Origin of the sequence: Psychrobacter sp. TB67 (assembly GCF_000511065.1) — a bacterium.
Taxonomy (GTDB): domain Bacteria; phylum Pseudomonadota; class Gammaproteobacteria; order Pseudomonadales; family Moraxellaceae; genus Psychrobacter; species Psychrobacter okhotskensis.
The window spans coordinates 1-15,397 of the sequence record NZ_AYYA01000069.1 but is presented as its reverse complement, the minus strand read 5'-3'; the positions used below and the strand labels follow the sequence as shown (position 1 = coordinate 15,397).

The following is a 15,397-nucleotide window of genomic DNA, read 5'->3' as shown; positions in this document are numbered from 1 at the left end:
GAAGGGTTGTGTTGATTAGCGATTAAGAGCGAAATAAACGGCTGTATTGCCTTTCATGCTGACAAGACAGTATCGCTAAATTGGGTAAATTAGCGGACATGTGTAGCTGTTTATAAAGTAGATTTAGCTTTAATATACTTACATTAGGTGTGTTGAGCTCTAACGGCATGTCTTGAACTTGCAAAAAGCTTTGCTTGACGCTGGTAGCCAATGGATATACCTGCGTGCTTAATAACTGCTGTAATTGCCAAATGATTCGCTGTCCTGCCATTTGCCCAAGCGGTACCGTTTTAACCGCCGCCAGCACCATATTTTCTATTTGACCAAAGGCGTAAGTAGTCATAGCTTGTACAGGGTTAAATTGCCAATGTGAGCTGATATGGGCAAATAGTGGCAAAAACCCATGTGCGAGTAAGCTATCAGGCACGTTGAGCTCAAGAACATTGTCTAGCCATGCAGATAAAGACAGTGCCAATTGGCTCGACTCATAAACGAACTCTTTGCTTTCACGGCTGGCGTGGTAATCTGCACCTAAAGCATCAGCCAGCTCTACGTCATCAACCATAAGGGCTTCAATCATGAGCGCCAGTAGTGGTAGCTCATAACGACATAACGCCAGTTCCAAATAATCACTCATAAACTCTAAAGTACTGCTTTCGTTATGAATGAGACCTGACTCAATAGCGGGTTCTATGCCTTGCGAGTAGGTATAACTGCCAATAGGCAAGTTACTTGAAGCCAACATCAACAGCCGTCCGGTCACATCTGTATTATTCAAGTTGTTTGTACCTTGTGCTGTACTGGTAGTCTGCTGTGAAGGCGTGGCATGATTAGTCATGAGAGTGACCATGCCTGTGTGAATGATCATGACCATGAGAATGCCCGCCATGATTGCCTTTGTATGCACCAGTTTCTGGCTCAAACGGCGCTTGTACGGCTTGGGTACGTAGTCTAAGTTGATTTAACATTGCTTCTAAAACATGGTCAGGCTCAAAATATAGCGCCTTAGGTGTAATCATTAAAGGAACATGACGATTGCCTAAATGGTAAGCGCCCTTCATGAGATCAAAGCTATTATCGGCAGTCACTTCGATTAAGGCTTGCTTGGCAGCCATAATCTGTATTAAGTTGCCTTGATTATCCGCCAGTACACTGCCATTTTTAATGGTTTCCGTACGCGGTAGATCAACACCAACGGCTTCTTGATGTTGAGTTTCTGCTTTAAACCGGCTACGTTGACGAGTATCAAAATCTAGATATAAAAAGTTTTCTGCCTTTTTATGGCTATCAATCAAGGCTTGCTGTACAGCGTTTAGGTCTGATTTATCGAGGCGTTGCGTATAAATTTTCATAAGTATGTCTATAGTCAGTTAAAACCAATAATTTAAGGTTTTATGTTTGATTAGGGGTCATCACTACTAAAATAAAAAGCAGCTAGAATAAAAAATAGCGCTGTGCCATCGGTAGATATTCAGCAGGCTCACAGGTCAACAGTTCACCATCAGCATATACTTCATAAGTCTCGGGATTGACCTCCATCTGAGGACAGTAGCTGTTAAACTTCATGTCTTGTTTGCGTACTTGACGGATGTTGTGTACGGCTTTGATAACTTTTTCTAATCCTAATTGCTTGTCAACGCCCTTGTCTATAGCAGCGCTTGACATAAAGGTAATGCAAGTCTGCGCTACAGTTTTGGGGAAGCTACCAAACATGCTGCGATAGTGCACAGGCTGCGGAGTGGAAATGGAGGCATTGGGGTCGCCCATAGGCGCTGCTGCAATTAAACCCCCTTTAATGATTAGGTCAGGCTTTACTCCAAAAAATGCAGGCGACCATAACACTAAATCTGCCCATTTGCCTATTTCAAGTGACCCCACTTCATCACTAATGCCATGAGTGATTGCGGGATTGATGGTGTATTTTGCGAGGTAACGTTTGATACGAAAATTATCATTGCCGCTATCAGAGTCAGTAGGACTTAGCATGATATGCTCTGAAGATTGCTCGGTTTTAGCTGATTGATCTGGAGCAAGGTGGCCACGTTGGGCTTTCATCTTATCAGCCGTTTGCCACGTGCGAATAATGACTTCTCCCACGCGTCCCATCGCTTGCGAATCACTACTCATCATGGAGATGGCGCCCATATCTTGTAAGATATCTTCAGCGGCAATGGTTTCTTTACGAATGCGGCTTTCTGCAAAAGCCACATCTTCAGCAATGGCTGGGCTTAGATGGTGGCAAACCATGAGCATGTCGAGATGCTCGTCAATGGTATTAATAGTGAAAGGGCGCGTTGGGTTGGTTGATGACGGCAAAACGTTGGTTTCGCCAATAGCTTTTAAGATATCTGGGGCATGACCGCCACCGGCTCCTTCGGTATGGAAGGTATGAATACAGCGATCTTTAAACGCGCCTAGAGTGCTATCCAAATAGCCGCTTTCATTCAACGTATCGGTATGAATAGCCACTTGCACATCATATTCTTCAGCCACACTAAGGCAGTTATCAATGGCTTTGGGCGTGGAGCCCCAGTCTTCATGAAGTTTAAGACCAATAGCGCCTGCTTCAATCTGCTCCACAATAGGCGTAGGCAAACTAACATTGCCTTTACCTAAGAATCCGATATTCATCGCAATAGAATCAGTGGCTTTTAGCATACTATGAATATGATAAGCACCAGGCGTACAAGTAGTGGCTAGAGTACCTTCAGCAGGCCCCGTGCCACCGCCAAGCATCGTAGTCACACCAGACATCAATGCCGTTTCACACTGCTGCGGCGCGATAAAATGAATATGACTATCAATACCGCCAGCAGTCAAGATTTTACCTTCCCCTGCGATAATTTCGGTAGCCGCGCCAATAGGTAACGTCACGTTAGGCTGAATATCAGGGTTGCCAGCTTTACCAATACCACTGATACGACCCTCTTTGATAGCGATATCTGCTTTATAAATACCGCTATAGTCGACAATCAAAGCATTGGTAATAATAGTATCGGCAACTTGCTCACCTATTAGCTGTGACTGACCCATGCCATCGCGAATGACTTTACCGCCGCCAAACTTAACCTCTTCACCGATGCTAACAATATCAGTACTTTGGTCACTATGGTTAGTCAAATCATACTCGACCTCAAGCCATAAATGAGTATCTGCTAAGCGTACTTTGTCCCCTGTAGTAGGGCCAAAGTGCTCAGCATAAATACGTCTATCAATGCGTTTTTGCGAAGTGTCTTTGGTGGCTTTGACTTTGGCTAGTCCCATGACTTTTCCGGCAAAACCATAAATGTGATGTCTACCGGCGATAGCGACTAGCTCCACTTCACGCGTTTGCCCAGGCTCAAAGCGTACCGCAGTGCCAGATAGGATATTGAGTCGATAGCCAAGCGTCGACTCTCGATCAAAGCTCAGTGCCGCGTTTACCTCAAAGAAGTGATAGTGAGAACCGATTTGAATAGGGCGGTCGCCTGTATTGATTACCGCTACCGTTTGAACACAGCGATTAGCATTTAAAGCCATATCGCCTGCTTTAATCTTATATTCGCCTGCTTTCATCGTCATTTTTATTATCCTTAATTGTCTTACGGCAATGGCTTTATTCGCGTTCAATATCGTTTTATACGGTTTTATAGCAAACAAGCTATACGATGGGATTATGTACCGTCACCAGCTTAGTGCCATCGGGGAAAGTGGCTTCAACTTGGACATCCTGTATCATCTCTGCAATGCCTTCCATGACGTCATCGGTAGAGAGATAAGTGGCCCCTTCACTCATCAGCTGCGCCACGGTTTTGCCATCACGCGCACCTTCCATCAGTAACATGCTGATGTAGGCGATAGACTCAGGGTAATTTAGCTTGACGCCACGATTTTTACGACGTTCCGCCACCATACCGGCAGTAAATAGCAGGAGTTTATCTTTTTCGGTAGGGTTTAATTGCATAAAGCTTCCTCGATAATTATTTTACTTTAAAGGTTATTAACCGTTTTTAACCTTTATAAAGCAAATATTTTAAATAAAGTTATTTCGGTTTGACCAAGCGTAGTTTAAGGATGAGATTAAGTGGAAGCACATAATATTAGGTGTCCCAAATTCTCGGTCGATGAGGCTCAAGCGTGTACCATTTAGACCTGATAAGCTCGCGGACTTGGTAAAAAGATTCAAAGCAGGCGCGCACATCTGACCCCAAATAACGGCAATTAATACCTTGATAATTATGAGTACAGTGAATGGGTAGTAACTGCTGATCGATAAGATGGCGTATCTCGGTAATAGTGGTATCTAAATACTGACCAAGCTTGAGCGGATTATTCTGCAGCTCAGGCGCAATAATCTCTGTGCTAGGTATTGCCCAAAAAGAGCCATGAACATGATGATTGTTTAACCCAAGCGGTGAGGTAAACCAGCGCGTATTGGCTTGCTGGGAGGTGCACTCACTGACCAATAAATTGCCATCACGCCATATCTCTAAGCGGTTGGCATAATAACCATTAGCAAAAGTTTCTTGATACGCTTGCCGTCCGAACACCGCAATATCCCAAGTCAGCAAGCTTGCCGTCTTAGCTAAATAAAAGCGATTGTTGGCATTAGAGACGGAATGATCATAATAAATGCTTTCTTGGGGTAGCCATTCAAGAATAGCGTGGTCATCAAGGCGCGCGTCGATATGTTGTTCTGCGCTGACGGTATCGTTGAAAGTGTTGCTAATAGTATGAGAGCAGGAGCTATCATAAAGGGCATGGTCGGAGACGTTGTTTTTTGCTGATGAAGTACCGTTGGTAAATTTTGCGTTGGGTCTAGAGGATCGCAATGACTTGCGTTGTCCGTACCATTTGCCGGCTCCAGGGGTGGTAATCACCGCGTGACTATTAGAGTGTAGATTAAATGCTAACGTTAAGCGGTCATTATCGGCAATACCAGCAGGAGGATACAACACATAAATATGGCAAATCCCTGTTTGACTGTCAGGCTCAGGATAAAGCGCGCGCTGCACCATTAGCGCACCAGTATGGGCACGATGACACAGCCGAGTTTTAGTCTTATCCGCTAAATGGTCGAAATGGAGCTGTAGCGAGGATTGCCAAGTCAAAATATAATATCCTTAAAACTATGCTGTATGTTGTTAAACCCAATTTTGACTATAAGTTTGACTATCACAGCTAGTAAAAATATAGCATGTATTACCTTCTCGAAGCTTTATTTAATACGTAGAATCTAGTAGCTGCTCATTAGATTGCCACCAATTCTTGGATATTATTTTCTGCCATATCACATCCCGCTCCATGAGCAACGACTTGCCCTCGAGAAAGCACAGTATAGTTATCGGCAAGCTCTTCAGCAAAATCATAAAATTGCTCGACCAAAATGATGGCCATATCGCCTTTATCAGCAAGACTACGAATGACTCTACCGATGTCTTTAATAATTGACGGCTGAATGCCTTCGGTAGGCTCATCAAGTACCAGCACTTGAGGCTCAGAGGCCAGCGCACGCGCAATAGCTAACTGCTGCTGTTGACCGCCTGATAGATCGCCGCCGCGACGATGTTTCATCTCGTCCAGCACTGGAAATATATCATATAAGTGTTTGGGTACTTTACTTGCTTTTCGTTGAGAGAATTTAGCCATGCCAATTAGAATATTTTCTTCAACGGTCAAGGTGGAAAAGATATCACGGCCTTGCGGTACATAAGCGAGTCCTGCGCGTACACGCTGTTCAGGCGTCATCTTACTAATATCCTTACCGTTTAATAAAATTTCACCTGATTTGATGGGTAGGATACCCATCAAGCATTTAAGCAAAGTGGTTTTACCGACGCCATTACGACCCAGTACCACGCTACATTCTCCTAACGGGGCGGCGAGGGTGACATCACGTAAGATGTGACTGCCACCGTAATATTGATTTATGGCATTGACTTCTAACATATAAATACCTTTATTCTTTTTTAAGTCAAGTTTAAGAGCTACTATTTATTATCGACCTGAATGTATCATCGACCTAAATAGGTCTCGATAACGGCCTCATTGTTCTGTACTTCACTCAATGTCCCTTCAGCCAAAATAGCGCCATTTGCCAAAACTGTCACTTTCTCACTGATGGCATCAATAAAGGTCATATCATGTTCAACCACGATTAAGGTATGATTCTTTTTAAGGCGCAAACATAACTCAGCGGTATGTTCAGTTTCGGCATCGGTCATGCCTGCCACAGGCTCATCAAGTAAGATAAGCTTTGGTCTTTGCATCAGTAACATTCCAATCTCTAACCACTGCTTTTGACCATGAGATAACAGTCCGGCTGGCTTGTTGATCAGGTCTTTTAAGCGAATCTGCTGTAGCGTTGAGTCAAGTGTGTTTTTTGTGTCAGCATCAATTTTAGTAAACCAGCTTTTTGATACCCGCTTATCTTTGGGGGCCGCTAGCATTAAGTTATCAAGGACGGTAAAGTTTTCAAATACCGTTGGTTTTTGAAACTTACGACCAATGCCTGCTTCGGCAATCTCTTCGGTAGACAGCTTGGCCAAATTATGTACTTGACCAAAAAACGCGCTACCTTTGGTCGGACGCGTTTTACCAGTGATAACATCCATTAACGTGGTCTTACCTGCGCCATTGGGACCGATGATGCAGCGTAGCTCGCCCGTCTCAATGTATAAAGATAAGTCATTGAGTGCACGGAACGAGTCAAACCAGACGCTAACGTCTTCCAAATATAGCGCAATACCATGTCTCATATCTGGACCTGATTTAGGAACAGGATGCGCCAAGCCAGCACTATCTCCATAATCTTCAGCCAAAGTAGTGACTGGTCGGGTAGGTGTGGTTTCTGCAGTCGCTATGCTGTTAGCAGATTTAAGAGTCCTAGCTGGGGTATTTATACTACGGTCAGTTTCATTAGGTACTTTTGACATTATTCTTTTTCCTTCTTAAAACGATCGAGTACGCCAATAATCCCGTTAGGTAAAAACAAAGTAACCACCACGAATAGTCCACCTAGAATAAGCAACCAAAACTCAGGGTAGGCCACCGTAAAGTAAGTTTTAATAACATTCACGGCACCTGCGCCTACGATAGCACCGATGAGTGACCCTCTCCCTCCAGCAGCCACCCATACTGCCATCTCGATAGAGTTGACTGGGTTCATCTCGCCTGGGTTAATGATGCCAACTTGCGGTACATATAGAGCACCAGCGATACCAGCAATGACTGCAGACAATACCCAAGCCGAAAGCTTGTACCAAAGCGTGCGATAGCCTAAATACTGCAAGCGATTTTCACTATCACGAATGGCACCGAGCACGCGCCCGTAAGGCTGACTCATCAGATAGCGTAGGCCAAGATATGACACTAGCAGCGCCAAAGCAGTCGTAAAGCACAGCACAGCTCTCGTTGAAGCAGCAGTGATGTCATAGCCTAATAGCGTGGTAAAACCTGTGAAGCCATTGTTACCACCGAAGCCTGTCTCATTACGGAAGAATAATAAGGCGGCAGCGTAGGTCATGGCTTGAGTGATAATCGAAAAATAAACACCTTTGATTTTTGAGCGAAAAGCAAAATAACCAAAGATAAAAGCAACCAAACCGGGAACTAACACCACTAGAGCCATCGCCCACCAAAAGTGTTGAGTGCCTGCCCAATACCACGGCAATTCGGTCCAACTTAAGAAGCGCATAAAGTCTGGGATACCAGCGCCAGCCGTTTCACGCGTCAAGTACATACCAAAGGCATAACCGCCCAAAGCAAAATAAAGACCATGTCCTAAGCTTAGAATGCCAGCGTAGCCCCAGACGAGATCTAGCGCCAGTGCTACCATAGCCAGTGCCATTATTTTACCGATGAGCGTTATCCAGTAAGCAGACAAATGAAAACTAGAGGTTTCAGGTAGTAGATGGAGCCAAGGCAATATCAGTAACACCAAAAAACATAAACCAATCAAAATGGCATTACGTGGGGAATCAGATAATAATTGAGTCAAACGCATTAGGTTCTCCTTAATCCACAAAACGGCCTTTGAGGGCAAACAAACCTTGTGGACGTTTTTGAATAAACAAAATCACAAGAACCAGTAAAACAATCTTAGCCATCACAGCACCAATGCCAATCTCAAGCACCGTACCACTGACGCCAAGACCTAAAGATGCCAATACCGCGCCCCATACTTGCCCAACACCGCCAACCACGACGACTAAGAACGCATCAATAATATAAGTTTGACCTAAGTCAGGTCCGACGTTGCCTACTTGCGCTAACGCACAGCCAGCGAGACCTGCGAGACCTGAACCAAGTCCAAAAGCCAACATATCGATACGGGCAGATGAGATACCAACCGCGCGCGCCATTTGCCGGTTTTGCGTCACAGCGCGCACAAATAGCCCGAAACGAGTCTTTTTAAGTAAGTACACTAGTAGCATAAGAATAATGATCGTAAAGCCGATAATAGCGATACGGTTGAAGGGGAGTACAAGGCTAGAGGACACTTGATAGGCACCGCTTAACCAGTCAACATTGCTGACTTCAACGTTTTGCGCGCCAAATATCATCCTTACCAACTGCATAAGAATCAGACTGACACCGAAGGTTGCCAGTAAGGTTTCAAGCTCCCGTCCATAAAGCGGTCGAATAACGATTCGTTCGATAATCATGCCGATAATGGCACTGACTAAAAAAGCAACGGGTATAGCGGCAACCAGATACCAACCTGCCATACCGGGAAAATACGCTTGAAATAAATTTTGCACCATATAAGTGGCGTAAGCACCAATCATAATCAGCTCACCGTGCGCCATATTGATGACACCCAGTAGCCCAAAGGTAATAGCAAGACCAAGTGCTGCTAATAACAAGATACTGGCGGTACTCATACCAGTAAAGAGATGTCCTATCCAAGTACTGATAGTAATACGTCGCTCGATACTCGTCTCAGCGTCTAACAGGGCAGATTTGAGCACAGGATCGATATCGTCCGCCGCCAATGCCCGTTTGACATCGACTAAGACTTGCGGGCTATCACTATCGGCAAGCACGGTAAGCGCGACAATTTGCTTAGCGACGTCGCCATCTCTAAAATCAATCCTCGCTTGTAAAGTGCTCAACGCCGTTTTGACGTCGACATCTTGCTCATTAGTGGCAGCAGTACTTATGAGCGCTGGATCTAGCTGCTCGATATTGTCCGCTAAGATGGCTACTGCCTGCATACGTTGCTTAGGATCGTCTGATTCAAGCTTAACTTTGGCTTGTCCAAACACCAAAGCTGAGCGTAGCGTATTGGTCAAAGTCACTTGCGCCAAGTCGCTGGGCCACTCGGTGGTCAGCTGCTTAGTAGGATAAGTAAATAGCTCATCTTCGCTGTTAAGTAGGTAGGTTTGCCCGCCATTGCCTTGGTAGAGCTCATCATTTTTTATCAGCTCAACCAAAGTATCTAGACTCTCAACTGACCCTGGCCACTGATTGAGCATGGTTTGGCGCTTGGTGAAATCAGCAGCAACAAATTGTTCTATAGCATCCCCTTGACCTATCACAGCATTAGCTGGCGTGATTAAAGACTGCTCGTTTTGAACAAGCAAAGTCTTATTACTGACAGCATTGGATGTCGCAGCCACCATATTAGTAGATATTGCCTCGTCATGACTGTGTACTACTGGCGTCTCGTGAGCATAAACAGACGATGTGGGAGTAATCAGTAATAGTGCTAAAGATAATAGGGTAATGATAAAAGTATTATTAGAATAATTGGCTGGCGCGTCACTTTTATAATAGGAAGGATAATGTGACATGATAATTCCTTTTTTGCAGTCAACACTCCTCTAACCTCTACTAAAAAAATGTTTTATCAGTAGAGGCTCTAAAGGGTTGCTGGTATTGATATCATTAAGGGACTAAGGTTTAAGGTTTAGGTGACCATAAACTTATTTAGGAATGTACTGACTCCATGGCTCAGCACGAATGACTTTTGGCGTTTTGCTGATCACATCGAACTGACCATCGGCACGGATTTGACCGATCATGACAGGCTTCCATAAGTGATGATTTTCTTCATCCATTTTCAAGGTATATCCTGATGGCGCGTCAAAAGTCTGACCTCCCATACTAATACGCACTTTATCGACATCAGTAGTACCCGCTTTTTCAACCGCTTGTTTCCACATATTGATACCGACGTAAGTGGCTTCCATAGGGTCGTTGGTCACGACCTTATCAGCATTCGGTAGCTTATGATCTAGTGCATATTTCTTATACTTTTTGGTGAAGGCGCTGTTAACGGGATTCTTAACCGACATAAAATAATTCCATGACGCTAAATGCCCTTGTAACAAGCTGGTATCGATACCACGAAGCTCTTCTTCTCCTACTGAGAATGCCATAACTGGAATGTCAGAGGCTTTAATACCTTGGTTGGCAAGCTCACGATAAAATGGCACGTTTGAGTCGCCATTAATGGTAGAGATAACTGCCGTCTTTTTACCGGTAGAGAAGCTTTTAATATTGCTAACGATAGTCTGATAGTTGCTAAAGCCAAATGGAGTATATTCTTCCATGATGTCTTTTTCAGCGACGCCTTTAGACTTTAAGAAAGCCCGTAAAATCTGATTGGTAGTACGGGGGTAGACATAATCTGTCCCAAGCAGTACAAAGCGTTCTGCACTACCGCCCTCTGGACTCATTAAGTATTCAACGGCAGGAATGGCTTGCTGGTTGGGAGCCGCACCAGTGTAAAAAATGTTTTCTGACTGCTCTTGACCCTCGTACTGCACAGGGTAGAACATGAGGCCATTTAACTCTTCAACGACAGGCAGCACTGACTTACGTGACACCGATGTCCAGCCACCAAATATCACATCAACTTTGTCTTGGGTTAATAGCTGACGAGCTTTTTCAGCGAATAACGGCCAATCAGAAGCGGGATCTACAACGACGGGCTCTAGCTGCTTACCTAACACGCCGCCATTGGCATTTATTTCATCAATGGTCATGAGGGCAGTATCTTTTAATGACGTTTCAGAGATGGCCATCGTTCCAGACAAAGAATGTAAGATACCCACTTTGATCGTATCGCCATTTGCCGCAGGGGTAGCAGTAGTCGCAGTTGTTTCAGTTTTTGTTGCTGTAGAGTTGGTTTCAGTATTGGTTTCAGCAGGTTTTTGACAACCAATCAGGCTTAAACTTCCTATAATGGCGACTGCTAATACAGATAAACGTGATGTCAATTTTGAATCGATACGATAGTTTGTATTGATAGGAGTAACAGTGATAAGAGTGGGCAACAAAGACATATATTTCTCCAAAAGATAAAGTAGCAGCTTGGTTAGGCTGAATGAACAGCCCATTCCTAACTACTATTAATACCTCAATATTTGTGCCAACCTAAAGTATAATAATTTGCACCAAAATCGTTCTTAATTAGAGAATATTGTTCTTATTTATGCACCATCATGGATTTATGGTTTTTTATGCACCATAAGCGTCTGGTTTAGAGAACCAAAGCTGTGCATAAAAAACGATTGGGTGGTAAGCGAGGTGCTATTAAGTTTAAAAAGTGTGAACGGATAAGACTTACGCTGTCAATCCTATAGACATTAACTTAGAATATTTCACCTTGAGTCAATATCCAATAAGCCCACCAGTGTATGTAGATAAAGTGACACTATCCAAAATACCGATTGCCTCTTTGCATTGCTAAAAACACTGCTCAGCCTTGCTGATTAGGCGCAGTTTATATATTGATCGGATAAACAACAAAGTATTAATATTGTTCTATAAGTATTTAATAGAGGCAATCATGATCGCTGGACAGAGATCCACATGACAGGCACAGGCAGATAAATTGTTCATCCGTGCCATTTCTATAAAAATAGGTAAATCCTAAGTGCTTATGAAAATAATGTATCGGTACTAGTCGTTGGTGCAGCAAGCGGCGTGGGCTCAATATTGACGCAACTATTAAAAGTGAGAACATCGGCTACTATTATCGGCACCGCTTTAAGAGATGAGAGCGTACAATGGTTTAAAGACTTGGGCGCGGATCATGTGATTAATCACCGTAATGCTTTGTACGATGAGCTGCAAAAGACTGGCATTACTGAAGTAGATTACGTCGTCAGTCTTAATAATACGGAAAAGCATTATGAAGAGATTATTAAGTGCTTAAAGCCACAAGGAAAGCTTGGACTTATTGATGATCCAGTCACACTGGACGTCATACCGCTTAAAATGAAAAGCTTAAGTTTACATTGGGAATTCATGTTTACCCGCTCAATATTCCAAACGCCTGACATGATTAAACAGCATCGTTTATTGATAGATGTAGCAAAAATAATTGATGCTGGCGAGATTAAAACCACCATCGCCCATCATATTGGTACGATAACGGCTGAGCACTTACGAGACACGCATCAAATGTTAGAAAACAGCCAAGCATATGGTAAGGTTGTACTAGAAGGCTGGCCTGTATAAGTTCTTAAAAACAAATGTTTTATACCGTCTAAAACAATCCCAATATTTGAACATAGGAAGCATTTATGAACACACAAGCAAACAAACCACTGACTATCGTTGCCACTATTAAAGCTAAACCTGAGCATGCCGAGCAGGTCAAATCTGAGCTGCTGACACTAACCGCAGCATCACAAGCGGATCAAGGTTGTATTCAATATATCTTGCATCAAGATAATGCGAATATGACTGGTTTCATCGTTTATGAGATTTGGGAAAACAACGAGTCGTTGCAGCAGCATGTACAAAGTCCGCATTTCCAAAATTATGTAAAAGTGACAGATGGGATGGTCGATGAGTTTATCATTACTGAGATGACGGCGATTTCATAAATGTAGCTAATTTTAAGTTTTTAGACGCTACTCAAAATCCATGGTTTTGTTCGATTACATTCGAATCTGATAGAGCAAAATCATGAGATTGACTTATACATGGCTAAGCGAACTACAACATAAAACATTTTCAAACTACAATACAAATCCGTAAATTTATCCTGCCTAAGTAAAATATTTATTCGCTTATTTGTATCAGTACCAGTAAAATGCGAGACTGTTTTCTACACTAGTTTATGAGTAACCAATGATACGTTTAACTGAAATTAAATTGCCATTAAATCATACACCTGAAGATCTAACGACTGCTATAACGACAAAACTTAAAATTTCTGCTGAGCAAATGGCGTCATTTGTGATGTTTAAACGTGGTTATGATGCTCGTAATAAAAGAAATATCCAATTAATTTATACGTTAGACATCACACTGACCGACTCGGAGTTAGCCAATGATTTACTGGTTCAATTTGAGTCAGACAACCATGTTAAAGCAACACCAGATACCAGCTACAAATATGTAGGTGAAGCACCAGAGAATTTAATTGAGCGTCCTGTTGTTATTGGTTTTGGACCTTGTGGGTTATTAGCAGGGCTTACCCTTGCTCAAATGGGTTTTAAACCAATTATCATTGAACGCGGTAATGAAGTAAGACAACGCACCAAAGACACTTTTGGCTTTTGGCGTCAGCGTAAATTAAACACAGAATCCAACGTACAATTTGGTGAAGGTGGAGCAGGTACTTTTTCTGACGGTAAATTATATAGCCAAGTGAAAGATCCCAATCATTATGGCCGTAAAGTCATGACTGAATTTGTAAAAGCGGGCGCACCAGAGGAAATTTTATTTGTTAGTAAACCGCACATAGGCACGTACAAGTTAGTCACCATGGTAGAAAAAATGCGTGCCGAGATCATAGCACTCGGTGGGGAAGTCCGTTTTGCTACTCGCGTAGACGACTTGCATATCACTGACGCAAAAGTAACGGGCATGACCCTTAATAGTGGCGAAATCTTAAAAACCAATCATGTCATTCTTGCTGTTGGTCATAGCGCCCGAGATACTTTTGAAATGATCCATGATAAAGGCGTGTACGTTGAAGCAAAACCTTTCTCTATTGGCTTTAGGATTGAACATAAACAGTCGGCCATAGACAAAGCACGCTTTGGTGACAATGCTGGAAACGAAATACTTGGCGCTGCGGATTACAAACTGGTTCATCATTGTAAAAACGGTCGTTCTGTTTATAGTTTCTGTATGTGTCCAGGCGGAACGGTTGTTGCCGCCGCATCAGAAGAAGGCCGTGTTGTCACTAACGGCATGAGCCAATATTCAAGAAACGAGCGTAACGCCAACAGTGCTATTGTTGTCGGCATTGACCCAGAGCGAGATTACCCAAATCACCCTCTTGCTGGTATCGACTTACAAAGACAACTAGAAACCTTAGCGTTTGAATTGGGCGGCAAAGACTACAGTGCACCAGCGCAAACCATTGGTGATTTCTTAAAAGGAAAGCCAGACTCAGAATTAGGCGATGTAAAACCCTCTTACACACCGGGTATTACCTTAACTGACTTAAGCAAAGCGTTACCTGACTTTGCCGTGGATGCCATACGTGAAGCCATTCCAGCATTTAATAAAAAAATTAAAGGATTTTCATCTGACGACGGTTTACTCACTGGCGTAGAAACCAGAACATCGTCACCAATCAGCATTAAACGCAATAAAGAATTCCAAAGCATTAATACCAAAGGATTATTCCCTGCAGGCGAAGGTGCTGGCTACGCAGGTGGTATATTATCAGCAGGGATTGATGGTATTAAAGTGGCTGAAGCTGTGGCAAAATCGATGTTGAACATAGAGTAAGAGCGGCTGTAAACGGTAAGCAAACCCCAATATTAAGACGCTTACCTAGATAAAGACATGTGATCGGTAAAGCCTTTCAAGCTATAAAATATAAAGCTTGAAAGGCTTTTTTTTGCTTTGAAGGTATGCTGTATGAAAATGCATCGTAAGTTATGCAATGTTGTGTTGTGATATATTAAGACACTTAGATTAACACATGAAGTGCAATACCAAATGTGAGGTGAAAAAAAGACCTAGATGCGCTAGCATCAAAGTCTTTATCCACCGACCAAAGTGAGATTGCAACCATGAACTATACGCATCTAAGCCTAGGGGAACGATACCAGATTTATGCCCTTATAGGGGCAGAACATAGTATTAATTTTATAGCGCGGGCGTTAAACAGAAGTCCCAGTACCATATTAAGAGAAATCAGACGCAATAAAAGCCTGCGCGGTTACCGAGTCAATAACGCTCATAAGAAAGCTTGTGCAAGACGATCAAACAATGCGCTCAGCATCATCGCTGACGTATGGGACTGGGTCACAGACAAGCTTAAAGAGAACTGGAGTCCCCAGCAAATAGCAGGTGTTCATGGTGGACTCAGTCATATGAGCATTTATCGCTATATATGGACAAACAAGCGTAAGGGCGGCAGGTTATGGCAGTGTCTCAGACGTAAAGCCAAGCCTTATCGGCAGCGTTTAACTGCTGAGACTCGTGGTCGTAT

At 43.2% G+C, this 15,397-nt stretch carries 14 protein-coding genes; 4 read left to right on the top strand and 10 right to left on the bottom strand.

Annotated features, from left to right (window positions below; all coding sequences use genetic code 11):
• Positions 1 to 22: 22 nt before the first annotated feature.
• The 10 genes from W293_RS0113165 to urtA all read right to left on the bottom strand — a co-directional run bounded on the left by W293_RS0113165 (position 23) and on the right by urtA (position 11,219).
• Positions 23 to 838, bottom strand: coding sequence for an urease accessory protein UreF (locus tag W293_RS0113165; RefSeq protein WP_025652877.1), 816 nt, complete (start codon positions 836 to 838; stop codon positions 23 to 25).
• Positions 831 to 1,352: an urease accessory protein UreE gene (gene ureE / locus W293_RS0113160; RefSeq protein WP_025652876.1), complete on the bottom strand. Its 522-nt coding sequence runs from the start codon at positions 1,350 to 1,352 to the stop codon at positions 831 to 833. The genes W293_RS0113165 and ureE overlap by 8 nt, the downstream gene beginning before the upstream one ends.
• An 82-nt stretch (positions 1,353 to 1,434) precedes the next feature.
• On the bottom strand, positions 1,435 to 3,561 hold the full coding sequence (gene ureC / locus W293_RS0113155; RefSeq protein ID WP_025652875.1) for an urease subunit alpha: 2,127 nt from the start codon (positions 3,559 to 3,561) through the stop codon (positions 1,435 to 1,437).
• Positions 3,562 to 3,640: 79 nt separating this feature from the next.
• Complete coding sequence (ureA, locus tag W293_RS0113150) at positions 3,641 to 3,943, bottom strand: urease subunit gamma (protein ID WP_025652874.1); 303 nt, start codon at positions 3,941 to 3,943, stop codon at positions 3,641 to 3,643.
• 136 nt (positions 3,944 to 4,079) lie between these two features.
• Positions 4,080 to 5,090, bottom strand: a complete 1,011-nt coding sequence (locus tag W293_RS0113145; protein ID WP_025652873.1) for an urease accessory protein UreD — start codon at positions 5,088 to 5,090, stop codon at positions 4,080 to 4,082.
• 139 nt (positions 5,091 to 5,229) lie between these two features.
• On the bottom strand, positions 5,230 to 5,928 hold the full coding sequence (gene urtE, locus W293_RS0113140) for an urea ABC transporter ATP-binding subunit UrtE (protein ID WP_025652872.1): 699 nt from the start codon (positions 5,926 to 5,928) through the stop codon (positions 5,230 to 5,232).
• A 65-nt stretch (positions 5,929 to 5,993) separates the two neighbouring features.
• A complete protein-coding gene (urtD, locus tag W293_RS0113135) occupies positions 5,994 to 6,800 on the bottom strand; it encodes an urea ABC transporter ATP-binding protein UrtD (RefSeq protein ID WP_051395057.1) in 807 nt (268 codons plus the stop codon).
• Positions 6,801 to 6,913: 113 nt separating this feature from the next.
• The gene (urtC, locus tag W293_RS0113130) at positions 6,914 to 7,984 is read right to left on the bottom strand and encodes an urea ABC transporter permease subunit UrtC (RefSeq protein ID WP_025652870.1); all 1,071 of its coding nucleotides are present in this window, start codon (positions 7,982 to 7,984) and stop codon (positions 6,914 to 6,916) included.
• A gap of 10 nt (positions 7,985 to 7,994) precedes the next feature.
• Positions 7,995 to 9,776 carry an urea ABC transporter permease subunit UrtB gene (urtB, locus tag W293_RS0113125; protein WP_025652869.1) on the bottom strand — a complete coding sequence of 594 codons (1,782 nt, stop codon included), beginning with the start codon at positions 9,774 to 9,776 and terminating at the stop codon, positions 7,995 to 7,997.
• Positions 9,777 to 9,908: 132 nt separating this feature from the next.
• On the bottom strand, positions 9,909 to 11,219 hold the full coding sequence (gene urtA, locus W293_RS0113120; protein WP_025652868.1) for an urea ABC transporter substrate-binding protein: 1,311 nt from the start codon (positions 11,217 to 11,219) through the stop codon (positions 9,909 to 9,911).
• A gap of 697 nt (positions 11,220 to 11,916) precedes the next feature.
• Between urtA and W293_RS0113115 the strand changes: the two genes are divergently transcribed.
• From W293_RS0113115 to W293_RS0113100, 4 genes are all read left to right on the top strand, one after another.
• On the top strand, positions 11,917 to 12,453 hold the full coding sequence (locus W293_RS0113115; protein WP_025652867.1) for a zinc-binding dehydrogenase: 537 nt from the start codon (positions 11,917 to 11,919) through the stop codon (positions 12,451 to 12,453).
• A 65-nt stretch (positions 12,454 to 12,518) separates the two neighbouring features.
• Positions 12,519 to 12,824, top strand: coding sequence for a putative quinol monooxygenase (locus W293_RS0113110; protein ID WP_025652866.1), 306 nt, complete (start codon positions 12,519 to 12,521; stop codon positions 12,822 to 12,824).
• A gap of 247 nt (positions 12,825 to 13,071) precedes the next feature.
• Positions 13,072 to 14,688 (top strand): NAD(P)/FAD-dependent oxidoreductase, encoded by a 1,617-nt coding sequence (locus W293_RS0113105; RefSeq protein ID WP_025652865.1) that lies wholly within the window; start codon positions 13,072 to 13,074, stop codon positions 14,686 to 14,688.
• Positions 14,689 to 14,975: 287 nt separating this feature from the next.
• Positions 14,976 to 15,397 (top strand): helix-turn-helix domain-containing protein (locus W293_RS0113100; protein WP_025652747.1); only part of this gene is annotated, 422 nt, incomplete at its 3' end.

Excerpts from the sequence above, each read along its gene's own strand:
- ureA (WP_025652874.1), bottom strand. The coding sequence starts at position 3,943 with ATGCAATTAAACCCTACCGAAAAAGATAAACTCCTGCTATTTACTGCC.
- W293_RS0113110 (WP_025652866.1), top strand. The coding sequence starts at position 12,519 with ATGAACACACAAGCAAACAAACCACTGACTATCGTTGCCACTATTAAA.
- urtB (WP_025652869.1), bottom strand. The coding sequence starts at position 9,776 with ATGTCACATTATCCTTCCTATTATAAAAGTGACGCGCCAGCCAATTAT.
- ureE (WP_025652876.1), bottom strand. The coding sequence starts at position 1,352 with ATGAAAATTTATACGCAACGCCTCGATAAATCAGACCTAAACGCTGTA.
- ureC (WP_025652875.1), bottom strand. The coding sequence starts at position 3,561 with ATGACGATGAAAGCAGGCGAATATAAGATTAAAGCAGGCGATATGGCT.
- W293_RS0113105 (WP_025652865.1), top strand. The coding sequence starts at position 13,072 with ATGATACGTTTAACTGAAATTAAATTGCCATTAAATCATACACCTGAA.
- W293_RS0113165 (WP_025652877.1), bottom strand. The coding sequence starts at position 838 with ATGACTAATCATGCCACGCCTTCACAGCAGACTACCAGTACAGCACAA.
- urtE (WP_025652872.1), bottom strand. The coding sequence starts at position 5,928 with ATGTTAGAAGTCAATGCCATAAATCAATATTACGGTGGCAGTCACATC.
- urtC (WP_025652870.1), bottom strand. The coding sequence starts at position 7,984 with ATGCGTTTGACTCAATTATTATCTGATTCCCCACGTAATGCCATTTTG.